A 25969-nucleotide genomic window follows, 5' to 3' on the forward strand; every position below is an offset into this window, starting at 1 on the left:
CGCAAGATGATGCTGGGTGCCGCTGCGAGCGCGCTGCTCCTCACCAGCGTCGGAACGCCAGCAGCACTCGCGCAATCGGCCGCGAACCAGACCGCGCTCGTCGATTACGTCAACCCGCTGATGGGCACCGATTCGAGCTATCGCCTGTCCTACGGCAACACCTATCCCGCGGTCGCGGTGCCCTTCGGTATGAACAGCTGGACCCCCGTGACCGGCGAGCCCGGCAGCGGCTGGGGCTATACCTATGACGGCGAAAAGATCAGCGGCATCAAGCAGACGCACCAGCCGAGCCCGTGGATGAACGACTATGCCGCCTTCGCGCTGATGGCGGAAACCGGCCCGGTGAAGGTCAAGCAGCAGGAACGCGGCAGCTGGTTCAGCCACAAGGCCGAGGTCGCGCGCCCCTATTCGTACAAGGTCTACCTCGCCGACTATGACGTGACCGCAGAGGTCGCCCCGACCGAACGTGCGGCGCAATTCCGCTTCACCTTCCCCGAAAGCGACGATGCGCATATCCTGCTCGACGGGCTCGCAGGCGGCTCGATGGTCAAGGTCGACGTCAAGAACCGCCGCATCACCGGCTATGTCCGCAACAATCACGGCGGCGTGCCCGACAATTTCCACAATTATTTCGTCGCCGAATTCGACCGCGACTTCGCGCTTGCACGCACCTGGGCGGGCGAAAATGCCCCGACGAACGAACTCGCCCGCGAAGCCGACCATGTCGGCGCGGTGCTCAGCTTCAAGACGAAGAAGGGCGACAAGGTCCACGTCCGCGTCGCCTCCTCCTTCATCAGCCCCGAACAGGCGCTCCGCAACCTGCGCACGGAAATCGGCAACGACAGCTTCGACGCGACCAAGGCGAAGGCGAAGGCGGCGTGGGAGAAGGAGCTTTCGCGCATCCGCGTCACCGATCCCGACGCCGAAAAGATCCGCACCTTCTATTCGGCGCTCTACCGGATGCTGCAATTCCCGCGCATTTTCTATGAAAAGGACGCGAACGGGAAGATCGTCCACTACAGCCCCTATGACGGCAAGGTGCACGACGGCTACATGTTCACCGACAACGGTTTTTGGGACACCTGGCGCGCGGTATTCCCCTTCTTCGCGCTGATGTATCCCGAACGCGACAGCCAGTTCATGCAGGGGCTGGTCAACACTTACAAACAAGGCGGCTGGCTGCCCGAATGGGCGAGCCCCGGTTATCGCAACGTGATGATCGGGTCGAACTCGGCGAATTTGATCGCCGACGCCTATTACAACGGCGTGCGCGGCTTCGACGTCGAGACGCTCTATGAAGCGATGATCAAGAATGCGACGACGAGCGAGGGCCGGCCGAAGGACAAGGCGGGCAAGGTGATCGCCGCGGTTGGACGCGAGGGCGCGGAATATTACAACCGCTTGGGCTATGTCCCCTATGACGTCGGCATCAACGAGAATGCCGCGCGCACGCTCGAATATGCCACCGCCGATTTCTCGATCGCGCAGCTCGCCAAGCTGCTCGGCAAGGATGCCGATGCGAAGAAATATACCGAACGCGCGCTTAACTACCGCAAGCTCTATGACAAGGAGAGCGGCTGGATCCGCGGCCGCAACCAGGACGGGTCATGGTCGACGCCGTTCAATCCTTACAAGTGGGGCGACGCCTTCACCGAGGGTAACGCGCTCCACTACAGCTGGGCGGTGATGCAGGACGTCCAGGGGCTTATGAACCTGATGGGCGGGCGGCAGAAATTCGTCGAGCGGCTCGACGCGATCTTCACCACCCCGCCGATCTTCGACGAAAGCTATTATGGGCAGGTGATCCACGAGATCCGCGAGATGCAGATCGTCGACATGGGCCAATATGCCCATGGCAACCAGCCCATCCAGCACATGCCCTATCTCTATAATTGGGCGGGTGCGCCGTGGAAGACGCAGCATCATGTGCGCGACATCATGGCGAAACTCTATTCGTCGGCGCCCGACGGCTATCCGGGCGACGAGGATAATGGCCAGACCTCGGCCTGGTATGTCTTCTCGGCGCTTGGCTTCTATCCGGTTGCCTCGGCGACGGGCGAATATGCGATCGGCAGCCCGCTGTTCCAGAAGGCCGAGCTGACGATGCCCAATGGCAAGACGCTGACGATCAACGCGAAGAACAACAGCGACGCGAACATCTATCTTCAGTCGGTGGCGCTCGGCGGCAAGCCGCAAACCAAGACCTATTTCACCCACCGCGCGCTGTCGCAGGGCGGCACGGTCGACTTCGTGATGGGTGCGCAGCCGAACAAGCAATGGGGCACCGCCCCTGCCGATGCGCCCTTCTCGATCAGCGCGCCTTCCAACTGAATTCGGAGATGAACATGACCCCCAATCGCCGCGAGATCATGGCCGGCGCCGGCGCATTGGCGCTCGCCGCCGCGATGCCCGTCGCCGCGCGCGCCGCGACCGGCAGCTTCGCGAGCAAGCGCCCCGCGCCCGGCGAACGCGCCTTCACCAGCCCCGCGATCGAGGCCGAGATCTCGCGCGTGAAGGCGAAGATCGCCGACCCCGAACTCGCCTGGCTGTTCGAAAATTGCTATCCGAACACGCTCGACACGACGGTCCAGACGGGCACGCTCGACGGCCGCCCCGACACCTTCGTCATCACCGGCGATATCGAGGCGATGTGGCTGCGCGACAGTTCGGCGCAGGTGCAGCCCTATATCCATCTCGTCGCGAAGGACGCGAAGCTCAAGCGATTGTTCCAGGGGCTGATCCAGCGGCAGGCGCGCTGCATCCTGATCGACCCCTATGCCAACGCCTTCGACAAGGACCCGAACGCGCCGTCGAAGCTCGAATGGTCGCACACCGACAAGACCGAGATGAAGCCCGGCGTCGCCGAGCGGAAATGGGAAATCGACTCGCTCTGCTACGCGATGCGCCTCAGCCACGAATATTGGACGCGCACGAAGGACAAGGCACCGTTCGACGACACATGGTCGCGTGCGATGAAGCTCGCGGTCGCGACCTTCCGCGAACAGCAGCGCAAGGACGGGCCCGGACCATATAAATTCCAGCGCCCCGCGCTCCAGCCGTCGGACAGTCTGATGCTCGGCGGCTATGGCCGGCCGACGAAGAAGATCGGCTTGATCCATTCGATGTTCCGCCCGTCGGACGATGCGTGCCTCTATCCCTTCCTGATCCCGTCGAACCTGTTCGCGGTATCGGTGCTGCGCAAGGTCGCGGCCGTCCACCGCGAAGCGCGCGGCGACAATGCGGCCGCGACCGCGGCCGAGACGCTCGCCGCCGAGGTCGAGGCGGCGCTGAAAGCCCATGCGCTGATCGACGATGGCAAGGGCGGTCAGGTCTGGGCCTATGAGATCGACGGCTTCGGCAACTGGGTGTTCATGGACGACGCCAATGTGCCGAGCCTGTCGGGCCTGCCGCTGATCGACGTCGTCGACCGCAACGATCCGCTTTTCCGTCGCACCGCCGAACTCGCCTGGTCCGAACGCAACCCCTATTTCTTCAAGGGCACGGCGGCCGAGGGGATCGGCGGGCCGCACATCGGGCTCGACATGATCTGGCCGATGTCGATCATCACCCGCGCGATGAACGCCGACGACGATGCGACGATCCTGCAATGCCTGCGCTGGCTCAAGACGACGCACGGCGGCACCGGCTTCATGCACGAAAGCTTCCACAAGGATGATCCCAAGAATTTCACGCGCAGCTGGTTCGCGTGGGCGAACGCGCTGTTCGGTCAGCTGATCGTCGAAGTCGCCGACAAGCGCCCCGCGCTGCTTGCGCGGCCGCTGTGAAGATTACGCCACCCTCACCCTTTCGCGCCTGCGGCGCTCTTTCCCTCGCCCGGTGGGAGAGGGAGGGAGGCGCGAAGCGCCGGAAGGGTGAGGGCGATACCAACCTCAAAAGCTTAAAGGCCAATTGATGATCACGACCAGCCGCCGCCAGCTTCTCGCCACGACGGGCCTGCTCGCGCTCGGCGGAGCAATCCCAGCCGGCTGCTCGCGCGTCGCGGGCGGGGGCGAGGCGCTCGCCGTGGGCAAACCCAACCTCTTCATCGGGACCGGCGGCCACGGCCACACCTTTCCCGGCGCATCGCTGCCGTTCGGGATGGCGCAACTCAGCCCCGATACGAACACCCATGGCTGGGATGCCTGTTCGGGCTATCACCAGAAAGACGGCTCGATCATGGGGTTCAGCCACACGCACCTCTCGGGCACCGGCATCGGCGACATGCTCGACGTCCTCGTCGTGCCGACGCGGCGCGAATTGAAGCTCGAGCCGGGCACGATCGAGAAACCCGGCGAGGGCTTTCGCCAGCGTTATTCGGACGAACATGCCGAGCCCGGCTATTACCGCGTCAAGCTCGAAACCGGCGTGCTCGCCGAGCTGACCGTCACCGAACGTTGCGGGCTCCACCGCTATCATTTCGGGCAGGGGGCGGGCCATATCCTGATCGATTTCGCGCATGCGATCGAGGATGATTGGGACAAGGGCATCGTCGTCGAAAACGCCTCGCTCGATCTGGGCGAGGATGGCATGCTCACCGGCAGCCGGCAGGTCAATCGCTGGGCCAAGGGCCGCCACATCCATTTCGCGATGCGGATGTCGCGGAGGCCCGACCGCGTCCAATTCTTCGGCGACGACGGCAAGCCCGCCCCCGACGGGGCGAAGTCGATCAAGGGCAACAAGCTCAAGGTCGCCTTCTTCTTCGACGATGCCGGTGGTCCACCGATCATGATCAAGACCGGCCTTTCGGCGGTCGACGTAAAGGGCGCGCGCGATGCGTTGGAACAGGAGGCGCCCGCCTGGGATTTCGATGGCGCGGTGAAGGCCGCGCGCGGCACCTGGACGAAGGCGCTCGGCGGCGTCCGCGTGTCGGGCGGCACCGAGGCACAGCGCGTCATCATGGCGAGCGCGCTTTATCACGCGCAGCTCGCGCCGACGCTCTTCACCGATCGCGACGGCCGCTATGTCGGGCTCGACCGGCAGGTGCATCAGGCCGCGAAGGGCGAAGAGGCGTTCAGCACCTATTCGCTGTGGGACACCTATCGCGCGCTCCATCCGCTCTTGACGCTGATCGATCCCGATCGCGCCGCGCTCCTGACCCGCGACATCTGCCGTCAGACGGCGCAAAGCCCCGCGGGCCCGCTCGTCTGGCCGCTCCAAGGGGTCGAGACCGCGTGCATGATCGGCTGGCATGGCGTGTCGGTGCTCGCCGAGGCGCAGGCGAAAGGAATCAAGGCGGACTATGCCGCCGCCTGGCCGAATATCCGCCGCCGCGCCTTCGACCGCGATTACAAGGATATCGACAGCACGCTGGGCCGCGGCTTCTACTACGATCTCGGCTACATTCCCTGCGACGAGGTGTGGGAGTCGGTCAGCCGGACGCAGGAATATGCTTACGACGACTGGGCGATGGCGCATCTCGCCGATGCAGTCGGCGCTAAGGAAGACGCCGTAGCGCTGCGCAAGCGCGCGCAGAACTACCGCGGCGTCATCGACCCCGAAACGCGTTTCGCGCGCCCGCGCTTCAAGGACGGAAGCTGGTGGCAGGATTATGATCCCGTCCAGATCGGCCATAACGTCAAGAAATGGCGCGATTATACCGAGGCGAACGGCTGGCAGGCGACCTTCCTCAACCAGCACGACATCTACGGCCTGATCGAGCATTTCGGCGGCGACGCGGCGTTCGAGAAACAGCTCGACGCGCTGTTCAACGCGCCCTCGACCCTGCCCGACAATGCGCCGCCCGACATCTCGGGGCGCGTCGGCCAATATGCGCACGGCAACGAACCCAATCACCACGTCGCCTATATGTACGCCTATTGCGGCGCGCCCGCGAAGGCGCAGGCGATGGTCCGGCGGCTCTTGACCGAAATGTACAAGAACGACCCCGACGGCGTGATCGGCAACGACGATTGCGGCCAGATGAGCGCCTGGTTCATTCTCTCGGCGCTCGGCCTCTACCCGGTCGATCCGGTGAGCGCGGTCTATGTCTTCGGCTCGCCCTTGTTCGACGTCGCCGAGGTCACCGTGGGCGCGGGCAAGACGCTGACCGTCCGCGCCGAGGGCAATGGCCCCGACCGCCCCTATGTGCAGTCGGTCACCTGGAACGGCCAGCCGTGGAGCAAGAACTGGATCGCGCATTCCGACCTGATCGGCGGCGGCGAACTCGTCTTCGAAATGGGCGCCAAACCCTCGGCGTTCGGGACCGCGAAAGCCGACCGCCCGCCGTCCTTCGGCTCCACTCCGGCGTGATTCCGACAAAGACAATTGATAGCGAAAAGAAAATGATAAGAACGGAATGTCTCGTGAAATCTCTCCAGATCCCGCCACGTTCGGCCTTGCGCTGCAGCGCGGCGCCCGCCACAAGCCTGAGCGATCGGGCGAAGGGGTGGCGCTGATGGATGGTCCAGTAGCAGACCGCGGCGAAGTGCGCCTGTTCGCCGGCATCGAGCTGGGCGGCACCAAATGTATCTGCACGCTCGCCGCGGGACCGGGCGAGATCCGCGACCAGCGCACGATCGCGACGACCGTGCCGTCGGAAACGCTGCCCGCGATTCTGGCGGTGCTCGACGGCTGGGCGCGGGCGCCCGGTTTTTGCAGTATCGGTGTCGCGTCCTTTGGTCCGATCCGGGTCGATCCCGTAAAGGCCGACTATGGCCGCGTCGGCGCCACGAACAAGCCCGATTGGGAAGGCGCCGACCTGCTCGGTCCGTTGAAGTCGGCCTTTCCCGTTCCGATCGGTTTCGACACCGACGTCAATGGCGCCGCGCTCGCCGAAATTCGCTGGGGCAGCGGGCGCGGCCTCGACGATTTCGCCTATGTCACCGTCGGCACCGGGGTCGGCGTCGGGCTGGTCGTCCACGGCAAGCCGACGCGCGGTTTCAGCCACAGCGAGATCGGCCATATTCTCGTCCCGCGCCTCGCGGGCGACGAGGTGCCGAGCGTCTGCCGCTTTCATGACGATTGCGTCGAAGGCCTCGCTTCCGGCACCGCATTGAAGGCCCGGCTGGGCGGCCGGTCGCTGGCCGACGTCGCGGCGGACGATCCCGTCTGGGAACCGATCGTGCACACGCTGGCATCGATGGTCCATTCGCTCGCCTGCACGACCGGACCGATGCGCGTCGCGATGGGCGGCGGCGTGCTCGCCGGCCAGCCGCAACTGCTCCCGCGGATCAACGCGCGGCTCGAGGCGAGCCTCGCGGGCTATATGCAGATCCCCGGCGGTGGCGCCTATGTCATCGCGCCCGAACTCGGGACGATGGCAGGGCCGCTCGGCGCGATCGCGCTCGCGATGGACGCGGTGGGGGTTGCGGCGTGAGCAGGGCGGGCGCCGCGCCGTTGGACAGGGCGGTGCCTTCGCGGCACAAGGGCGCGATGAAACGCCTGACCGCCGCCGCCGCGCTGCTCGCCCTTATGCCGATCCAGTCCTTCGCCGAGCAGCCGGCGCCCGATCCGCTCGCCTTCGTCGATCCGATGATCGGCACCGGCCCCGAAGGCCACACCTTCCCCGGCGCGACGGCGCCCTTCGGCATGGTCCAGCTGTCGCCCGACACCGACGCGACGTGCCAGATCCGCGACTGCTACGATCATGCCGCGGGCTACAGCTACCACGACCCGACGATCCAGGGTTTCAGCCACACGCATTTTTCGGGCGCGGGCCATTCGGACCTCGGCGACATCCTCGTCATGCCGCAGGTTGGAGAGGTGAAGCTGGATCCCGGCGATCCCAAACAACCCGGCTCGGGCTATCGCCAGCGCTTCAGCCACGACACCGAAAGGGCGAGCCCCGGCTATTATGCCGTGACCCTTGCTGATTCCGGCATCCGCGCCGAACTCACCGCGGGGACGCGCGTCGGCGTCCATCGCTACAGCTTCCCCACGGGCAAGCAGGCACATCTGCTCCTCGATCTCCGCTCGTCGCTCTATGACTATCCCGGCAAGATCCTCTGGTCGGGCCTCCACCTTCGCTCCGACGGCACGCTCACCGGCTTTCGCGAGACGCGCGGCTGGGCGCCGGGGCGCAAGCTCTTCTTCGCGATGCGCTTCTCCGCGCCGCTCAAGGACCACGCCTTCCTCGATCGCGACGAGAAAATTCCGTACAAGGGTTTCCATCCCCCCGGCCGCGGCAGCGACGCGCTCGCCGAAAAGCTCGGCAAGGCGCTCGAAGCCCGCCTCGATTTCGGCGCGCTAACCGGCCCGCTCGAAGTCCGCGTCGCGCTCTCGGGCGTCGACGAAGCGGGCGCGGTCGCCAACCTCGATGCCGCCGAAAAAGAAGCTGGGGGTGCCGACTTCGATACCGTCCGTGCGCGCACCGAAGGCGAATGGCGCAAGGCTTTGGGCGCGCTTCAGATCGAAGCGCCTGCGCCGATGCGTACCAATCTCTACACCGCGCTCTACCACAGCCTGCTGGCGCCGAGCGTGTGGAGCGACGTCGACGGGCGCTATCGCGGCCCCGACGACCAGATCCACACCGCGAAGGATTTCACCTTCCGCTCGACCTTTTCGCTCTGGGACACCTTCCGCGCGCAGCATCCGCTGCTGACGCTGGTCGCGCCTGATCAAACCAACAGCGACATCGTCAAATCGCTTGTCGCGAGCCGCAAGGCCAGCCCGCACGGCATCCTCCCCGTCTGGCAGTTCCACGGCCGCGAAACCTGGACGATGATCGGCTATCACGCGGTTCCGGTGATCGCCGACGCCTATCTGAAGGGCGTGGGCGATTTCGACGCCGACGAGGCATTGGACGCAATGGTCGCGAGTGCCGACTATGCCCCCTATGGCGGGCTCGGCGACTATATGAAGCTCGGATATGTCGCGATCGACCGCGAGCCCGAAGCGGCATCGAAAACCGTCGAATATGCCTATGACGACTGGACGATCGCACGCATGGCGGAGAAGATGGGCCGCAAGGACATCGCCAACCGCTTCTACAAGCGCGCCGGCTATTGGCGGAACAGCTTCGATGCCAAGACCGGCTGGCTGCGCGCGCGCAAGGCCGACGGAAGCTTCCGCACTCCGTTCGATCCCACCGCGATCAACTATGGCTCGGACTATACCGAGGGCAACGCCTGGCAGTACAGCTGGTTCGTCCCGCAGGATCAGGCCGCGCTCTTCCGCATTCTCGGCGGCGATGCCAAGACGATCGCCAAGCTCGACGCGATGTTCGACTATGACATTTCGAAGCTCGACTATAGCCATGCCGAGGATATCGCCGGGCTGATCGGCCAATATATCCACGGCAACGAGCCGAGCCACCATGTCGCCTATCTCTACGCTTTTGCCGGCGCGCCTTGGCGGACGCAAGAGCGGCTGAAACAGATCGTCGACAGCCAGTATAAGCCCACCCCCGACGGCCTGTCGGGCAACGACGACCTCGGCCAGATGTCGGCGTGGCTCGTGTTCACGAGCCTCGGCTTCTACCCCGTCGCGCCGGGGTCGAACCAATATGTGATCGGGCGCCCCTTCGTCGATCGCGCGGTGCTGGGCCTGCCCGACGGCAAGCGTTTCACCGTCGAGACGGTCGGGCTGTCCGACGCCAATCCCTATGTCGGGAAGGTCGAACTCAACGGCAAGCCGCTGACGCGAAGCTGGATTTCGGACGCCGAAATCCGCAGCGGCGGCACGCTCCGTTTCATAATGCAGGCGAAGCCCGATGCCGAATGGGGCAAGGCAGTAGCGGCGCGTCCCTATTCGCTATCGACCGCCCGCCGTACGCCCTGACGTCATCGGCAGACCCCGCGCCCTTTGCTGAATCGTCATCCCGGCGAAGGCCGGGATCTCGCCGGTGCGTCAAGTTGCGAGGGTGCTGTTGATCCGGGACTATGTGCCGGCCGAGGATCGCGAGTATATCGTCAAGTCCGGCGAAGGGCGCTGACCGGACCTTTATCCCCCGCCCGCTACGCTCGGCAGCCGCGACGGGGGATGAGGTTCGTTGTGCACAAGAAGAACATTAAGAGAACAAAGAGGCTTCGTCAACCCCGTATCTCCCTTTTCCCCGTGGCCCTGCCCGTTGACGTAAACGTCAATCGCGACCAATGCGTAGCAAACGAAGGAAGGGAAGATGATGGCCGAGCAACCGAAGTTCGATCTGACGGGGCGTGTCGCGCTGGTGACCGGGGCGTCGTCGGGGCTCGGCGCGGGCTTTGCGAAGGCGCTCGCCGCTGCGGGGGCGAAGGTCGTGCTCGCCGCGCGCCGCGCCGACAAGCTCGCCGAACAGGTCGCCGCGATCGAAGCGGCGGGCGGGCAGGCGATCGCCGTCAGCATGGACGTCACCGACGAGGCATCGACCAAGGCCGCCTATGATGCCGCCGAGGCCGCGTTCGGCACGGTCGATACGATTGTCGCCAACGCCGGCGTCGCGACCGAAAAGATGGCGATGGGGCTCTCGGTCGAAGACGTCGACTTCCTGCTCGCCGCCAACGTCCGCGGCGTATTCCTGACCGCGACCGAAGGCGCGAAGCGGCTCGACAAGGCGGGCAGCCGCGAAAAGCAGCACGGCCGCATCGTCCTGATCGGCTCGATCACCGCCGAAAAGGTCTTTCCCGCGACCTCGGTCTATGGTGCGACCAAGGCGGCGGTGCGCCATCTGGGTAAGGCGCTCGCGCGCGAATGGGCGCGGCGCGGGATCAGCGTCAATGTGATCCAGCCGGGCTATTTCGAATCCGAAATGACCGCCGAACTGTTCGACAGCGACACTGGCGCGGCGATGGTGAAGAGCTTCCCGCGCCAGCGGATGCGCCCGCCGAGCGACCTCCACGCGCCGCTGCTCCTGCTCTGTTCCGACGCCGCGCTCGGCATCACGGGCAGCGTGATCACCATCGACGACGGACAGACCTTATGAGCGAGCTTTTGATCGAACGTCGCGGCGCGGTCGAGATCGCGACGCTCAACCGGCCCGAGCGCCTCAACGCGCTGAACGAGGGGCTGGTCGACGAACTCAATGCCTATTTCGGCGGGCTCGCCGAGCGCCCCGACGTCCGCGTCGTCATATTGCGCGGCGCCGGACGCGGCTTCTGCGCCGGGCTCGACATTCAGGAGGACCGTTCGTCCGACGAGACGCCGGTGCTGCGCACGCTGCGCACCCAGACGAGCATCGGCAACATCTATCGCAAGATGCGCGCCTGTCCGCAGCCGATCGTCTCGCTTGGCCACGGCGCGGCGTGCGGCGGCGGGCTGTCGCTGCTGCTCGCGTCCGACGTGCGCTATGCGGCGCCGTCGTTCCGCTGCAACGCCGCCTATATCCGCATTGGCCTCGGCGGCTGCGACATGGCGTCGAGCTATTTCCTGCCGCGGCTCGTCGGGGCGAGCCTCGCGTCCGAGATGATTCTCACCGGCCGCTTCATCGACGCCGAACGTGCGCTGCGCGCGGGCCTTGTCAGCGAGATCGTCGATAAGGAAGCGTTGCTCGACCGCGGCCTCGCGCTCGCCGACGAGATGCTCGCGACCTCGCCTTATGGTCTCCGTCTCTCGAAACAGGCGCTCAATCTCAACATCGACGCGCCCGGCCTCGAGGCCGCGATGGCGATCGAGGACCGGCAGCAGGTCATCCTTTCGGCGACCGAGGATCATCGCGAGGCGCTCGCCGCTTTCCTTGAAAAGCGCGCTCCCGACTATAGCGAGCGTTAGGGTCCGTATCCTGCATCGGCCATTGACTCGGCAATATATTGACATAGTAAGTGCCATATCCCGAGGGGGTGGGAGTGATGGCAGTACGCTGGAGGACCACTAGGCTGGGTCGCATAGGCGGGTCCCGGCGTGCTGCCATCATCGCCATCGCCGCCCTGATCGGCGCTTTTCCCGTGGAGGCGCAGCCCGAAAAGCCTACGCCGGGCCGTCCGAACATCGTTATCCTGCTCGCCGACGACTGGGGCTTTTCGGACGTCGGCTCCTTCGGCGCCGAATTCGCGACCCCCAATATCGACGCGCTCGCTTATGCCGGGATGCGCTTCTCGAATTTCCATGTCGCGGGGTCCTGCTCGCCGTCGCGCGCCATGCTGCAGACGGGGGTGATGAACCACCGAAACGGCCTCGGCAACATGCCCGAGACGATCCCCGACGAACATCGCGGCAAGCCCGGTTACGACACGGTGATGAATCACCGCGTCGTGACGATCGGTGAGCTTTTGAAGGCGGCGGGCTATCGCACCTACCTTACCGGCAAATGGCATCTCGGCAGCGACGGCACGCGGCTGCCGCACGCGCGGGGCTACGACCGCGCCTTCAGCTTGGCCGACGCGGGCGCCGACAATTTCGAACAGCGTCCGATCGAGGGCATGTACGACAAGGCGAACTGGACCGAGAACGGCAAACCAGCGACTCTACCGAGCGATTATTATTCGTCGCGCTTCGTCGTCCAGCGGATGATCGATTATATCGAGGAGGGGCGCGCGAGCGGCAAACCCTTCCTTGCCTCGATCAACTTCCTCGCCAACCATATTCCGGTGCAGGCGCCCGACAGCGACATCGCGCGCTATTCGGCGATGTATCGCGACGGCTGGACCGCACTCCGCGAAGCGCGCGCGAAACGCGCGGCGGCGCTCGGCATCGTGCCTTCGGGTGTGCCGATGGTCACCATGCCGACGACGCCCGACTGGAAGAAGTTGGGCGACGAAGAGCGCGCCGCAGCGGTGCGCGTGATGCAGGCCTATGCCGGCATGGCGACCGCGATGGACCGTGAGGTTGGTCGCCTCGTCGCGCACCTCAAGGCGGCCGGCGACTATCACAATACGATCTTCGTATTCCTCTCGGACAATGGCGCCGAGCCGACCAATCCGTTCAATAGCCTGCGTAACCGGCTGTTCCTAGGCATGCAATATGACCTGTCGACCGCGAACATCGGGCGGCGCGGCAGTTTCTCGGCGATCGGTCCCGGCTGGGCGAGCGCCGCGGCGTCGCCGCTGTCGGGCTACAAGTTCAGCGCGACCGAAGGCGGGCTGCGCGTCCCGCTGATCATCGCCTGGCCCGGCCATGCCGATATTCGTGCGGGCGGGATCAGCGACGGGCTGGCGCATGTCACCGACATCTTGCCGACGCTGACCGAGCTTGCCGGCGTGTCCGGCCATGGCGGGAACTGGCGGGGCAGGGCGGTCGAGCCTGTGACGGGTCGCAGCCTCGTTCCGGTGCTGAAGGGCGGCACGGGAAGCGTCCACGGCGACGCGCCGCTCGGCTATGAACTGTCGGGCAATGCGGCGCTGTTCCGCGGCGATTACAAGCTGGTGCGCAATCTGCCGCCCACCGGCGACGGCGAGTGGCGGCTTTTCAACCTCAAGACCGATCCCGGCGAGACGCGCGACCTCGCCGCCGCCCAGCCCGATCGCTTCAAGACGATGATGGCCGATTATCGCGCTTATGCGAAGGCGAACGGCGTGCTCGACATGCCCGCGGGCTATACCGCCGACGAACAGATCAACCGTTATGCCTTCGAACAGCAGGGCAAGCCGCGCCTGATCCGCTTCGGCCTGTGGGTGGGCGCGTTCGCCCTCCTGCTATCGGGTCTGATCTGGGGTCTGCGCCGCCGGCTCCGCGCACGCAGATAGGCATTCAGTCGGCGGCGATCGCCGCCATCTGCGCCTCGACCATCCGCCCCATCACCGTGCCCGCTTCCTCGGCCGACAGGCTCTGGTCGTGGCGCAGCGTGCGCCAGCTGTGAAAGGACAGCGCGGCGCACAGCGCTTCGACGCCGATCCGGTCGGCGCGCACGGCGGCCGGCAACAGGCGCAGGATCAACTCGCGCTCGATCATCACGACGCGGCTATATTGTCCCATCAGGAAGGGCGACTGATAGCGTTTGATATTGGCGGCGAGGCGGAAGGGCAGCGTCGTTTCGAACACCCGCACGCGGCGGCCGACAAGCTCGCGGATATTGTCGCGCCACGGCTGGTCGGGATAGGGCGCCATCACCACCGGCATCACCTCTTCGGTGATCGTCGCGGTAATCTCGGCATAAAGCGCGTCCATATCGTCGAAATGGCGAAACACGGTGCGCAGCCCAATGCCCGCTTCCTCGGCGACGCGCGCCGCGCTCGGCGACAGGTCGCCCCCGACGATCAGCTCCATCATCGCCTCGACGATGCGCCGATGGCTCGACCGCCCGCGTTCGCGGCGCCCGTCGACCCGCGGCGATGCGACCTGTTGCGCGCTCGATTTTCCCAGCCCTGTCGCCATGGCACCCCTGCTGGCCCGACTTGGCGCCGGGGTCAAACGATCTTGCGTCCCGGCCAATATAGTGACACATATAGTGTCAATTGTTTTTGCGGCAATTTGACACGCGATATGGGTGAAGATGATGAAGAAGAGATGGGCGGCCCTCTCCGCATTATTGCTCGCCGGCGCCGGCGGATATTGGGCGTATGAGGCGAATAAATATCGCATCCCCGGCATCCTCCAGGACTGGAACGATCCGGTGCAGCCGAACCGCGCGGTCGCCTGGCAGCAAGGACCGGCCCAGGCGCCGGAGGGCCAGCGCCCGCCGAACATCATACTGATCGTCGCCGACGACCTCGGCTATAACGACATCAGCCTCAACGGCGGCGGGGTGGCGGGGGTCGTCAAGACACCCAACATCGACGCGCTCGCACGCGAAGGCGTCGATTTCACCACCGCCTATGCCGCGAACGCGACCTGCTCGCCGTCGCGCGCCGCGATGATGACGGGGCGCTATCCAACGCGCTTCGGCTTCGAATATACGGCGGTGCCGGTCGAGTTCGCCGAGAACCTCGCGCACGGCGAAGGCGTCGGGCCGCACCGCGCGATCTTCCACGACGAACTGATCACCCCCGACATTCCCGCCTATCCCGACATGGGCGTCCCGGCGAACGAAGTGACCATCGCCGAGGCGGTGAAGGCGGCGGGCTATCACACGCTCCACATCGGCAAATGGCATCTCGGCGAAGCGCCGCAGCTGCAGCCGCAGCGCCAAGGCTTCGACGAAAGCCTCGCGATCCTCGCGGGCGCCGCGATGTTCCTGCCCGAGGATGATCCGGACAGCGTCAACGCCAAGCTGTCGTGGGACCCGATCGACCGCTTCATCTGGGCGAACCTCCGCCACGCGGTCACCTTCAACGGCAGCAAGCGCTTTCATCCGAAGGGGCACATGACCGACTATTTCGCCGATGAGGCGATCGAGGCGATTGAGGCGAATAAGAACCGGCCCTTCTTCCTATATCTCGCCTTCAACGCGCCGCATACGCCGCTCCAGGCGACCAAGGCCGATTACGGCCGGCTGCCGCAGATCAAGGATCACAAGACGCGCGTTTACGGCGCGATGATCGCGCAGCTCGACCGCCGCATTGGCGACGTGATGGCAAAGCTCAAAGAGACGAGGATCGACGACAATACGCTCGTCATCTTCACCAGCGACAATGGTGGCGCCTGGTATAATGGCATGCCCGACCTGAACGCGCCGTTCCGCGGCTGGAAGGCGACCTTCTTCGAAGGCGGAATCCGGACGCCGCTGTTCATGCGCTGGCCAGCGGCGATCACGGCGGGCACGCAGCGGACCGATGTCACGGGCCATCTCGACATTTTCGCGACGATCGCCGCGGCCGCCAGCGCAAACCTGCCGCAGGATCGGACGATCGACAGCGAAAATATCCTCGCCGGCCCCGCGAAGCGCCCCGCGATGTTCTGGCGTTCGGGCGACTATCGCGCCGTGCGCGCGGGCGACTGGAAATTGCAGGTGACGAAGCGACCCGACAAGGCGCGCCTCTACAATCTCGCGACCGACCCGACCGAACGCCACGATCTCGCCGCGCGCGATCCGCGGCGCGTCGCCGAACTCAGCGCGATGATCGAGGCGCAGAACAAGGGCATGGCCAAGCCGATCTGGCCGGGGCTGGTCGAAGGGCCGGTGCGGATCGACGTGCCGCTCGACGCGCCGTGGAAGGACGGACAGGACTATATTTACTGGACCAATTGAGGTCCGCCGCGCCGAGGTAATTGGCGGCGCGCATCCTTTGTGGCAGGTCGGGGACATTCCTCCCCTCGCGCACTGGAGACATCATGCGAGCCCTGCTGCTTTCGATCGCCTTGCTTACACCGTCGGTTTCCGTCCTCGCGCAGAGCGCCGTCGTCGACACCCATGTTCACCTGCACAAGGGCGCGGCGTCGCTCGCCGAATATCGGGCGCAGCTGAAAGCCGCCGGCCAGTCGGTCGACGCCTTCGGCGCGATGTGGTTCGGCGGTCCCAATCAGGCGCTTGCGGGCAATCCCGCCGACATAGCCCAGCGCAACGACGCGCTGATCGCGCTCGCCGCGAAGAACCCCGACATGATCCCCATTACGACCGTCCACCCCTATGACGGCGACGCCGCGCTCGCCGAAGTCGACCGCGTCGCCGCGCGCGGCGTCCGCCTGCTCAAGATCCACCCGCACACCCAGAAATTCGACGCCGCCGACCCGCGCGTGCTGACGCTCGTCAAGCATGCGGGGGATAAGGGGCTGATCGTCGTCATGGACAATGCCAGCATCGTCCCCAGCGACAATGAGAAACTCTTCAACCTCGCGCTTGCGGCGCCGAAGACGAAGTTCATTTTCGGCCATATGGGGGGGCTCGGCTTCCGTTTCTGGAATATCCTCGCGCTCGCGCGCACCGCCGAAAATCTCTTCGCCGACAATATCTATTTCGACATTTCGGCGAGCGTGATCCTCGCGGCGGACTCGCCGATCGAGGAGGAATATGTCTGGACGATCCGCAACGTCGGGGTCGACCATGTGCTGCTTGCTTCGGATTTCCCGCAAATTTCGCTGCCCAAGACGCTCGAGGCCTTCGCGAAGCTCGACCTGACCGACGAGGAGCGCGCGCAAATCCGTTCGGGCAACGCGCGCAAGCTGCTCGGGCTCTGACCGATGGCGGTCCATCTTCCCGCGCCCGCTCCTGTGGATATCGCCGGGCACGGGGTCGCGCCCATCGCCTGGGGCATGTGGCGCTTCGCCGGCGTCGACCTCGCCATCGCCCGCGCGCGTATCGACGCGGCGTTCGAGGCGGGTGTGACGCTGTTCGACACCGCCGACATCTATGGCTTCGACGCGCCCGGCGGCTTCGGATCGGCCGAAACCCTACTCGGCGAGGTCTTCGCCGACGCTCCCGGATTGCGCGACGCGATGGTTCTCGCGACGAAGGGCGGGATCATCCCGGGCGTGCCCTATGACAGCAGCGCGCCCTATATGGCGTCGGCGATCGATGCTTCGCTCCGCCGCCTGCGTACCGACCGGGTCGAGCTGTGGCAGATCCACCGCCCCGACCTGCTCGCCCACCCGCAGGAGGTCGCCCGCGCACTCGAAGAGGCGCACCGCGCTGGAAAGATCGGGGCAATCGGCGTCTCCAACTTCACGCCCGCGCAGACATCGGCGCTCGCTCGCTTCCTTCCCGTCCCGCTGGTCAGCCACCAGAGCGAATTTTCGCCGCTTCACCTCGCCCCGCTCTTCGATGGCCTTTTCGACCAGTCGATGGAGCAGGGCATGGCCTTCCTCGCCTGGTCGCCGCTTGGCGGCGGCCGCCTTGGCGATCCGGCGGACGAACGCGGGCAGGCGGTCGCCGCGCTGCTCGACGCGAAAGCCGCTGAACATGGCGTCTCGCGCGCTGCGGCGACCTATAGCTGGGTGATGGCGCACCCCGCGCGTCCGATCCCGATCGTCGGCACGCAGAAGGTCGAACGGATCAGGGAAATTCCGCAGGCGTTCATCCCGCGCTGGACGCGCGCCGAATGGTATGCGGTGCTGCAAATCGCGATGGGAGAGCGACTCCCATAAGGGCTACGCCTGACGGTTTGCCGGACCCGCAATGATGAGATTTTTGAAAGAGATGCCCCGCCTCCACATCGAGACGTAGGAGAGCGGGAGGCGGGGCGAGCGCGCTTAAGCAGGGTGCAGCTTACAGGTCAATGAACGAAGCGGCGATGGCGGGGCGATCGGCGCGTCTTGTTTGCTTGCCGCGCGGTGATATGCCTTCGGATCATGGAACGCACCGCCTCCTGTCACTGCGGCAAGCTCGTCCTCATCTGCACCGGCGATCCGGCGAAGGTATCGCTCTGCCATTGCTTCGATTGCCAGCGGCGAACCGGATCGCTCTTCAGCGTCGCGGCCTTTTTTCCCCGCGAGCGTGTGACATTGCCCGTCGCGGGCGCCAAGGCTTTCAAGCGCCCGTCGGCCAGCGGCCGCGACGTATCCTTCCATTTTTGCCCCGACTGCGGATCGTCGCTGTGGTGGGAGCCCGACCGGCTTCCGCACCTGATCGGCGTCGCGGCGGGGGCGTTTGCCGATCCTGACTTTCCGATGCCCGAACAGGCCGTATGGGCCGAGCAGCGCCACGCGTGGCTCGATCTGCCGCTGATCGAGCATCTGCGCAATCCCGACCCTAAAGCCGCCGGCCGAGGCTGATGCGGTCCTCGACCGCATATCCCAGCGCGCGATAGAATTGGACGACCGCCTCGTTCGCCGCGCGGACCTGCAGGTTGATCTTTTCGCATCCCAGCGCGTGCAGCGCCCGTTCGGCTTCGCGGACGAGTGCCGTTCCCACGCCGCCGCGCTTGCACGCTCGCCGCACCGCCACCGAATAGAGCCAGCCGCGATGCCCGTCGTAACCCGCCATCACCGATCCGATCACCGCGCCTCCGTCGAGCGCGACGAAAAACAGGTCAGGCTGGAAAGCGAGCTTGGCGGGGATCGCGACGTCGGCGCGGTTCCACGGCGGATCGTTCGGAAACGCCTCTTCCCAAAGCGTTTTCACCTCGTCGAAGTCGGATGCCGCATAGCGCCGGATTTCCATCGCTAGCTTGCCCAGACCTGCCCATAGAGCATCGCCATCTCTTCGGCATCGGGCACGCGCGGGTTGTTCGCGGGCGATCCCGACGCTGCCGCCTGCGCGCACATCGTCGGGACCAGTCCCTCCCAGCGCGCCGCGTCGATCCCCCACGTCGCCGGCCCCGGCACCTCGAGCTCGCGGTTCAATGCCGCGAGTTCATCGAGCAGCCGCGCCACCGCCGATTGGTGGCCCTCGGCCTCATCGGCGACCCCCATCGCCCGCGCGCAGTCGGCATAGCGGGTGAGCGCCGCGGGCGCCGACCACGCCGTCACCGCCGGCAGCAGCATCGCGTTCGACAGCCCGTGCGGGACATGGAAATGCGCACCGATCGGCCGGCTCATCCCGTGGACCAGCGCGACCGAGCTGTTCGAGAAAGCGATCCCCGCCTGCGTCGCGCCCAGCATCATCGCCTCGCGCGCCGCCGCATCCATCGGGTCGGCACATACGCGGCGCAAATTGGGTGCGATCGCGCGCATCGCGAGCAGCGCCATGCCGTCGCTGAACGGGTTCGCGCGCTTCGACACATAGGCCTCGATCGCATGCGTCAGCGAATCGATCCCCGTATCGGCGGTCAGCCGCTTGGGCTTCGTAAAGGTCAGCTCATAATCGACCAGCGCCGCGACGGGCAGATAAGCGAGCCCCGGGCACAGCATCTTCTCGTCGGTCGCCTCGTCGGTGATGATCGTGAAGCGCGTCGCCTCCGACCCCGTGCCCGCGGTCGTCGGGATCGCGATCACCGGCAGCCCCGGCGTGTCCTGAACATGCGGCGCTTTATAGTCGGCCATCGCCCCGCCGTGGAGGCCGAGCAGCGCGATCGCCTTCGCGCTGTCGAGCGGGCTGCCGCCGCCGAAGCCGACGACGCAGTCATGCTCGCCCTTCATCAGGAACGCGACCCCGGCATCGATCGACGCCACCGTCGGGTCGGGCACAGTCTCGGCGAACGCGCGCGCGGCGATCCCCGCCGCCGCCAGCCCGTCGGTCAATTCGGCGACGCGCCCGCTGCTGACGAGATAGGCGTCGGTCACGATCAGCGGCCGCGAGAGGCCCAGACTCGCGAGCACTTCGGGCAGCTGTTTCGACGCGCCGCCGCCGATGCGGAGGATGCGGGGCAGGGCAATGCTGGCGACACTCAACGGACCATCTCCTTGGCGATCTGACGGCGCGCGTCAGGCGCCGCAGGATTCGCGCACAATCAGATGCGTCGGCAAATAATCAAGATATTGTTCGGCCTGCGGATCCATGACCTGCGATACCAGCCGGCGGCCCGCCTCCAGCGTATCCTGCTGGATCGTCGTCAGCGCGGGGGTGCTGAGCCGCGCGAGCAGCATGTCGTCATAGCCGACGACCGACACGTGCGCGAAGCGGTGCTGCGCCAGCCGACGCACGATGCCTGTCTCGCGCGCCTCCTGCAGCCCGCGCATGGCTGAACCCGCGCGCCTCGATCGCAGCCCGGCGCCGCATTCCCCGCTCGACGGCTTGCCGCGCATCGCGGCGTGCGGGGCGCCCGCGCCCGCCGACTTCGCCGCGCTCGTCGCGTCTGAAACGCCTGTCGTCGTCAAGGGGTTGTTCGACGACTGGGTCGCGCTGGCGGCCGGGCGCCATTCGCCCGGCCGCCTCAACGCCTATCTGGCGGGCATGGACCGCGGGGTGCCCGTGCCGGTGATGGAGGCGCCCGCGCGGGCGCGCGGCCGCTTCGCCTATCGCACCGACCTGCGCGAATTCACCTTTACCAAGCGGCAGGCGCCGCTGCGGGATACGCTGGCGCGGATCGAAGGATTGATCGGACGCGAAGATGTCCCGACGCTCGCGATCCAGATGCTGCCGCTCGCCGGCGCGCTGCCCGATTTCGTCCGCCAGAACCCGATGCCGCTGTTGCCCGCCGATGTCGGGCCCAAGCTGTGGCTCGGCGGCGCGGTAAAGACCCAGACGCACAACGACCGCGACCATAATCTCGCCTGCGTGATCGCGGGACGGCGGCGCTTCCTCCCGTTCCCGCCCGATCAGGTCGCGAACCTCTATATCGGGCCGCTCGATAATCCGCCGCCGCTGTCGCTCGTCGATCCGGAGAACCCCGATTTCGACAGTTTCCCGCGGTTTCGCGATGCGCTCGCCGCCGCGCGCGTCGCGACGCTCGATCCCGGCGATGCGATCTTCATTCCCCGCTACTGGTGGCACCATGTCGCCTCGCTCGATCCCTATAATGCGATGGTCAATTATTGGGTGGGGCGATGCGGCAACGGGCGTCGAAAAGCCGAACAATGTCTTCCTCGCGGCGCTGCTCGCGCTCCGGGATCTGCCGCCCGGGGAACGCGCTTACTGGCGCGCAATGTTCGACACCCATGTGTTCGGCGATCCCGAACTGTCCGCGGTGCATATCCCGGAGGCGCTTCGCGGCGCGCTCGGCGCGATGCGCTCGCCGCCGCGCGCGGCGTTGCGGCGGCAGTTGACGGCGGCTTTCCGGACATAACGACCTTCCCCCAGCATGAGAGACACTATGATCCTGAAGACGCTTCCCCTGTTCGGCCTCTCGATGCTCGCAATGGCTTCGCCCGCCGCGGCGCGCGAATGTGCGCAATCCCCCGGCAAGATACTCGAGCTGTGCGTTTCGGTCGAAAATGGCGAGGCGCGCTATCAAGTGACGCGCGGCGACGTGACGGTCATCGCGCCGTCGCGCCTCGGGCTGCGCTTCGCGGGCGAGGCCGATCCCCGCTTCGCGGCAATCGCCGATGCGGAGCGAAGCGCGGTCGATACGACGTGGGAACAGCCGTGGGGCGAACAGCGCCTGATCCGCGACAATCACAACCAGCTGTCGGTAACGCTCGCGGGCGATACGCCGCTCAACCGGGCGGTCGGCGTGACCTTCCGCCTCTTCGACGATGGCTTCGGTTTCCGTTATGATTATCGCGCGATCCCCGCCGGGCAGTCGGTGTCGGTGGTCGCCGACCACAGCCAGTTCCGCACCGTCGGGGCGTATCAGGCCTGGTGGTATGAAGGGTTGGGGCAGGAACGCGACGAATATCTCTATAAACAGACCGACGCGCGGCGCGTCACGCTCGCCGAAACCCCGCTGACGCTGAAGGGCGACAACGGACTCTATCTCAGCTTCCACGAAGCCGCGCTCGTAGACTTCCCCTCGATGCTGCTTCGGGGCGACGGCGCGGGCACCTATAATGCGTGGCTGATGCCATGGCCCGACGGCATACTTGCGAAAAAACGGGGCCGTTCACGACACCGTGGCGCACCGTGCTCGTCGGCGAAACGCCCGGCGCGCTCGCCGACAGCCGGATCACGCTCAACCTCAATGAGCCGAGCAAGGTTCCGGGCATCGGCCAATGGTTCAAGCCCGGCAAATATGTCGGCATCTGGTGGGAAATGCACCTAGAGAAATCGACCTGGGGCAGCGGCCCCAAACATGGCGCGAACACCGCCAACGTGAAGCGACACATAGACTTCGCTGCCAAATACGGCTTCGAGGGCGTGCTCGTCGAGGGATGGAACGAGGGCTGGGACGGTGACTGGATCGCCAATGGCGACAAGTTCAGTTTCACTCGCGCCTATCCCGATTTCGATTTGGCGGAGATCATGCGCTACGGCAAGGCGAAGGGGGTCAAGCTGATCGGCCAATCGACGCTCGCGACCCAGCTCGCCGAATATGTCGTCATCTATTCGCCGATCCAGATGGCCGCCGACCTCCCCGAAAATTACGAGGCGCGCCCCGACGCCTTCCGGTTCAGCCGCGACGTCCCTGCCGACTGGGAGCAGTCGAGGACGCTGCAGGGCGCTATCGGCGACGAAGAGACGCGCGAATTGCGGCAGCCGCTGGCTTTCCTCGCGCCGGGCGCGCGGTACGAGGCGCAAATCTACGCCGACGGCCCCGCCGCCGACTATCGCAGCAACCCGGGCGCGCTGACGATCGAGAAACGCATGGTCACCAGCGGCGACACGCTGACATTGCGCCTCGCGCCCGGCGGCGGCACGGCCATCCGGTTCCGCCGCGTGGACTAGGGTCGCCGGGACGATCGGCGAATGCCGCTCTTACTGAAGCTGGCAGATGTCGAGGATGTTCATGTCGTCATAGTCCTGGTTTTCGCCGGCCATGACCCAGATGAACGCGTAGGCGCTGGTCCCCACGCCCATGTGGATCGACCAGGGCGGAGAGATCACCGCCTCGCCGTCCGTCATGACGATATGGCGGGGGGCGTCGGCCTGGCCCATGAAGTGCATCACCCGGTCCTGCTCGGGATCGTCGAGATCGAAGTAGAAATAGATCTCGCTCCGGCGTTCGTGCACATGCGGCGGCATCGTGTTCCACACGCTTCCCGGCTTGAGGATCGTCAGGCCCATCGCCAGCTGCGCGCTGTCGCACACGCCGGGGATGACGAGCTGGTGAATCGTCCGGTCGTTGGCCGTCTCCAGGCTGCCGCGCGCGAGCATCTTGGCGTCGGCGAGCGGCAGCTTGCGTGTATCGAAGGCGCGATGCGCGGGGGACGAGGCGAGATAGAAGCGCGCGCCGTTACCGGAGAAGCGGACGTCTTTCGCGCCCATTGTGACATACAGGCTGTCCTTCGCGCCGAGCACGAACAGCTCACCATCGACGGTCACGGTTCCTTCGATCCGACCGACATTGACGATGCCGAGTTCGCGCCGCTCAAGGAACGGGTGGCCGGCTGCCGACGCCGGCTCCGATTGGTCGGGTAGTTTGACGCTTCCGCTATCGACCAGCACGCCGCCGATTACGAGCCGGTCGGCATGCGTATAGTTGAGCACGCACTGGTTGGGACGGAACAGATTCTGGATGAGATAGCGATCGCGCAGCTCGTCATTGGACGCGCCCACCATCATGTCGGGATGGGTGGCATAATAGGTTCGATCGAACATGGTTGCTCCAAGAAGGACCGGACCGGCGCGAGCCCGCTCCGATTCAAAAGGGCCGCGTGCAGTCGTCAGAGGGGATGCGCTGACGACTGCACGGGCAGGGGGGAGGGCTATTTCGTTTTCCGGAAGACGGGGGGCGTGAACGCGCCGTTCGTCGCGACGTCCCACACTTCGATGCGCGCCCATTTGCGGCCGCTGAGATCGAGGCGCTTCTCGATCGTGCGGCTTCCGAAAGGGGCGGCGCCGGTGAGGTCGATGCGCTCGCGATAGACCTTGCTGCCGTCGCCGCTGACGATCTCGGCGAAGGCGGGCGGGAAGGTCCATTCGATCTTCGCACGCACCGTCGTATTCCGCCCAAAGGCGGCTTCCCCGCCGCTCTTCGCGCCGTCGATCGTGAATTCGGGGATCAGTACCTCGCCGGTGGTGGTGAAGAAGCGCCCCCCGCGCAGCGCGTCGAGCACGCTCTGCCAGCCATCGGAATAGCGCGGCAGCGGCCCGTCGAGGCGGAGATAGTTGATGTTCATATGCGCATAGAGCTCGCTCTCGTCGGAGAGCTGGAACACATCGACCTCGCCGGGGGTGAACTTGCGTTCGGACGGCTTCGCCGCCCAATTGTTCATGTCGTCGAGCGTGTCGAGCACGCGCCAGCCGAGGCGCGGCTGCGAATAGTCCACCGGCATATTCTTCCACGCCCCGCCGAGGAAGCGGTCGCTCTTGAAGAAGGGCGTGTCCTTGTGTTTGTCGGGGAAGCCGAGCGAGCCCTTGATCCGCGGGTGCGCGGTCCACATCAGACCCTTCTCGTCCTGCATCAGCTTCAGGACATCCTCCTGCGAGCCGACATGATAGATTTTTCCGAGCTTGGGATCATTTTCGACGAAGGGCTGCCCTTCCTTGCGGTCGAGCGTCCAATAGACCGGCTTCGGGAAGAAGCTGATCCAGTGCCCGCCGAGATGAACGTTGGGCTCCTCGCCCGGGAGCAGCAACAGCTTGTCGTCCGACAGCCGCGCGGTCTCCGCGTGCATCGTCTTGAGCAAAGTCAGCCGGTCGCCGGCGCGATCGAGCGCCTCGCGGCCGAGGTGAAGCTCGGCGAGGTGGACGATCTCGACGTTCATGTTCTTGAAGCGTTTGACGAACTCGGGCGCCTCGAGCCCGTCGGGCACTGCCGTCGATTGCTGGAAGCGCTGCGTGTTCAGATAGGCTTCGGTGTGCTCGACATGATAGTGGCTGGTGAAGGTGCGGTGCCCCTCGAGCGCCTTGAAGCGATCGCCGCGGGTATAGGCGAGCGCAGCCTTGGTGACGCTGGCCGCATCGCCGCTGTCAGGCAGCAGGAACACGCCCATGTCCTGCATCGTGCCCGGCGGTGCGTTGACCCACGGCACATAGCGCCGGTCGCCCTCGAGCGTCTGGCGCACGCCGAAGCTCGTGCGGCCGTCGAGGTTGCGATAGTCGTTGCCGTACCAGGCCGAATTGTCGTTGTTGGCATAATCGAGCGGGTAGTAGAATTGGTGCGGCGGCGGGACGATGCCGAGCGATCCGCCGGTGGGCCCTTCCGCGACGATCATCCGTGCGCGCACCTTGGGCGAGACTGCGGGTCCCCGCGAAGCATCGCCTTCCTTGCGCACGATCGTATCGCTGGTGTCGGTGAAGGCGATCGAGCGCCACGGCAAGGCGGCCGAGGATGCGACGCCGAGACCGGCATCGAAGGTGTAGGCGGTGGCCTCGCGCGCGGTCGACATCACCATCGCGGCGCGGACAAGCCGTGAGCCGGGGTAGATGGTGAATTCATAGGTGCCTGAGAAGGGCCCGGCAGCGGCGCCGCCGACTATCACCCTGGTATTGCCGCCCTCCGCCCGCACGCTGATGTCGCTGCGCGCCAGCGTGAGCGGGAAGCTTTCGAACGGGCGCTTGCGGGGGTTGTCGAAAAAGATCGTCCAGCCCTGCTTGAGGTCGCGCGTGCCGACGGTGACCACGCCGGCGGGATCGACGCCGCCGAGGACCGGTTTGCCGGCGATCGAGACCGCCTCGATCAGCGGCTTGCCCGGGTCGAGTGACAGGATGAGCTGCGAGCGCTCATCCTGCGCCGATGGCCAGTCGATCGTCACCTTATCCCGCGTTCGCGTGGCGCGGACGCCGCCGGGCAATGCCTTGCCGGGCTGGTTGAGAACCGTGGCCGCCGTCTGCGCGTGCGCCGCGCCCGCGAGGGCGAAGCTGCCGGCGGTCAAAGCCGTCGCCAACCCGAGCGCCGCGAACATCCGTTTTCTGTTCAAGTCATCCTCCTTTTTGTTCCGGCATTCACGT

The 25969-nt window shown here is 65.8% G+C and carries 20 protein-coding genes and 3 pseudogenes; 17 read left to right on the plus strand and 6 right to left on the minus strand.

Annotation, left to right across the window (positions count from 1 at the left end):
- Nucleotides 1–6 precede the first annotated feature (6 nt).
- The 8 genes from FG95_RS13105 to FG95_RS13140 all read left to right on the plus strand — a co-directional run bounded on the left by FG95_RS13105 (nucleotide 7) and on the right by FG95_RS13140 (nucleotide 13532).
- Nucleotides 7–2331, plus strand: a complete 2325-nt coding sequence (locus FG95_RS13105) for a GH92 family glycosyl hydrolase (RefSeq protein ID WP_037556620.1) — start codon at nucleotides 7–9, stop codon at nucleotides 2329–2331.
- A 14-nt stretch (nucleotides 2332–2345) separates the two neighbouring features.
- Nucleotides 2346–3785: a glycoside hydrolase family 125 protein gene (locus FG95_RS13110; RefSeq protein ID WP_037556621.1), complete on the plus strand. Its 1440-nt coding sequence runs from the start codon at nucleotides 2346–2348 to the stop codon at nucleotides 3783–3785.
- Nucleotides 3786–3912: 127 nt separating this feature from the next.
- On the plus strand, nucleotides 3913–6249 hold the full coding sequence (locus FG95_RS13115; RefSeq protein ID WP_037556444.1) for a GH92 family glycosyl hydrolase: 2337 nt from the start codon (nucleotides 3913–3915) through the stop codon (nucleotides 6247–6249).
- Between the two features lie 145 nt (nucleotides 6250–6394).
- The gene (locus FG95_RS13120) at nucleotides 6395–7315 is read left to right on the plus strand and encodes an ROK family protein (protein WP_052182356.1); all 921 of its coding nucleotides are present in this window, start codon (nucleotides 6395–6397) and stop codon (nucleotides 7313–7315) included.
- 56 nt (nucleotides 7316–7371) lie between these two features.
- Complete coding sequence (locus tag FG95_RS13125; RefSeq protein WP_037556623.1) at nucleotides 7372–9717, plus strand: GH92 family glycosyl hydrolase; 2346 nt, start codon at nucleotides 7372–7374, stop codon at nucleotides 9715–9717.
- A 343-nt stretch (nucleotides 9718–10060) separates the two neighbouring features.
- The gene (locus tag FG95_RS13130; protein WP_037556624.1) at nucleotides 10061–10837 is read left to right on the plus strand and encodes an SDR family NAD(P)-dependent oxidoreductase; all 777 of its coding nucleotides are present in this window, start codon (nucleotides 10061–10063) and stop codon (nucleotides 10835–10837) included.
- Nucleotides 10834–11622 carry an enoyl-CoA hydratase/isomerase family protein gene (locus FG95_RS13135; RefSeq protein ID WP_037556446.1) on the plus strand — a complete coding sequence of 263 codons (789 nt, stop codon included), beginning with the start codon at nucleotides 10834–10836 and terminating at the stop codon, nucleotides 11620–11622. Before FG95_RS13130 ends, FG95_RS13135 begins: the two co-directional genes overlap by 4 nt.
- Before the next feature lie 173 nt (nucleotides 11623–11795).
- Nucleotides 11796–13532: an arylsulfatase gene (locus FG95_RS13140; protein ID WP_235211556.1), complete on the plus strand. Its 1737-nt coding sequence runs from the start codon at nucleotides 11796–11798 to the stop codon at nucleotides 13530–13532.
- A gap of 4 nt (nucleotides 13533–13536) precedes the next feature.
- Here FG95_RS13140 and FG95_RS13145 read toward each other — a convergent pair whose 3' ends face one another.
- The gene (locus FG95_RS13145; protein WP_052182357.1) at nucleotides 13537–14160 is read right to left on the minus strand and encodes a TetR/AcrR family transcriptional regulator; all 624 of its coding nucleotides are present in this window, start codon (nucleotides 14158–14160) and stop codon (nucleotides 13537–13539) included.
- Between the two features lie 118 nt (nucleotides 14161–14278).
- On the opposite strand from FG95_RS13145, the gene FG95_RS13150 reads away from it, so the two are divergent.
- The 4 genes from FG95_RS13150 (at nucleotide 14279) to FG95_RS13165 (ending at nucleotide 18372) form a co-directional block, all read left to right on the plus strand.
- A complete protein-coding gene (locus tag FG95_RS13150; protein ID WP_235211557.1) occupies nucleotides 14279–15913 on the plus strand; it encodes a sulfatase-like hydrolase/transferase in 1635 nt (544 codons plus the stop codon).
- A gap of 83 nt (nucleotides 15914–15996) precedes the next feature.
- The gene (locus FG95_RS13155; protein ID WP_037556450.1) at nucleotides 15997–16839 is read left to right on the plus strand and encodes an amidohydrolase family protein; all 843 of its coding nucleotides are present in this window, start codon (nucleotides 15997–15999) and stop codon (nucleotides 16837–16839) included.
- A 3-nt stretch (nucleotides 16840–16842) separates the two neighbouring features.
- Nucleotides 16843–17745 carry an aldo/keto reductase gene (locus tag FG95_RS13160; RefSeq protein WP_037556452.1) on the plus strand — a complete coding sequence of 301 codons (903 nt, stop codon included), beginning with the start codon at nucleotides 16843–16845 and terminating at the stop codon, nucleotides 17743–17745.
- A 204-nt stretch (nucleotides 17746–17949) separates the two neighbouring features.
- Nucleotides 17950–18372 (plus strand): GFA family protein, encoded by a 423-nt coding sequence (locus FG95_RS13165; RefSeq protein WP_037556454.1) that lies wholly within the window; start codon nucleotides 17950–17952, stop codon nucleotides 18370–18372.
- On the opposite strand, the gene FG95_RS13170 is transcribed toward FG95_RS13165, so the two are convergent.
- Genes FG95_RS13170 through FG95_RS19940 form a run of 3 tightly spaced genes read right to left on the minus strand, consistent with a single transcriptional unit; the run spans nucleotide 18350 to nucleotide 20355 of the window.
- A complete protein-coding gene (locus FG95_RS13170; RefSeq protein WP_037556456.1) occupies nucleotides 18350–18760 on the minus strand; it encodes a GNAT family acetyltransferase in 411 nt (136 codons plus the stop codon). The genes FG95_RS13165 and FG95_RS13170 overlap by 23 nt on opposite strands.
- Nucleotides 18761–18762: 2 nt before the next feature.
- Nucleotides 18763–19929 carry an iron-containing alcohol dehydrogenase gene (locus tag FG95_RS13175; RefSeq protein WP_037556458.1) on the minus strand — a complete coding sequence of 389 codons (1167 nt, stop codon included), beginning with the start codon at nucleotides 19927–19929 and terminating at the stop codon, nucleotides 18763–18765.
- A 33-nt stretch (nucleotides 19930–19962) separates the two neighbouring features.
- Nucleotides 19963–20355 (minus strand): substrate-binding domain-containing protein, encoded by a 393-nt coding sequence (locus FG95_RS19940; protein WP_235211558.1) that lies wholly within the window; start codon nucleotides 20353–20355, stop codon nucleotides 19963–19965.
- Between the two features lie 4 nt (nucleotides 20356–20359).
- Between FG95_RS19940 and FG95_RS21365 the strand changes: the two are divergent.
- The 5 genes and pseudogenes from FG95_RS21365 to FG95_RS20945 form a co-directional block, all read left to right on the plus strand.
- A pseudogene (locus FG95_RS21365) lies at nucleotides 20360–20956 on the plus strand (cupin-like domain-containing protein); the annotation flags it as partial.
- A 40-nt stretch (nucleotides 20957–20996) separates the two neighbouring features.
- Entirely contained in the window at nucleotides 20997–21263 is a 267-nt protein-coding gene (locus FG95_RS20935) for a hypothetical protein (RefSeq protein ID WP_052182360.1), read from the plus strand.
- 72 nt (nucleotides 21264–21335) lie between these two features.
- Nucleotides 21336–21899 (plus strand): annotated as a pseudogene (locus FG95_RS20940) (glycoside hydrolase family 97 N-terminal domain-containing protein); the annotation flags it as partial.
- Between the two features lie 83 nt (nucleotides 21900–21982).
- A pseudogene (locus FG95_RS21255) lies at nucleotides 21983–22060 on the plus strand (hypothetical protein); the annotation flags it as partial.
- A 108-nt stretch (nucleotides 22061–22168) separates the two neighbouring features.
- Complete coding sequence (locus tag FG95_RS20945) at nucleotides 22169–22801, plus strand: glycoside hydrolase family 97 catalytic domain-containing protein (RefSeq protein WP_200880204.1); 633 nt, start codon at nucleotides 22169–22171, stop codon at nucleotides 22799–22801.
- Between the two features lie 30 nt (nucleotides 22802–22831).
- On the opposite strand, the gene kduI is transcribed toward FG95_RS20945, so the two are convergent.
- Both kduI and FG95_RS13200 read right to left on the minus strand, forming a co-directional pair.
- The gene (kduI, locus tag FG95_RS13195) at nucleotides 22832–23674 is read right to left on the minus strand and encodes a 5-dehydro-4-deoxy-D-glucuronate isomerase (protein ID WP_037556463.1); all 843 of its coding nucleotides are present in this window, start codon (nucleotides 23672–23674) and stop codon (nucleotides 22832–22834) included.
- A gap of 107 nt (nucleotides 23675–23781) precedes the next feature.
- Complete coding sequence (locus FG95_RS13200; RefSeq protein WP_152567648.1) at nucleotides 23782–25938, minus strand: hypothetical protein; 2157 nt, start codon at nucleotides 25936–25938, stop codon at nucleotides 23782–23784.
- Nucleotides 25939–25969 lie beyond the last annotated feature (31 nt).

The organism is Sphingopyxis sp. LC363 (genome assembly GCF_000756385.1).
In the GTDB taxonomy this organism is placed as follows: Bacteria; Pseudomonadota; Alphaproteobacteria; order Sphingomonadales; family Sphingomonadaceae; genus Sphingopyxis.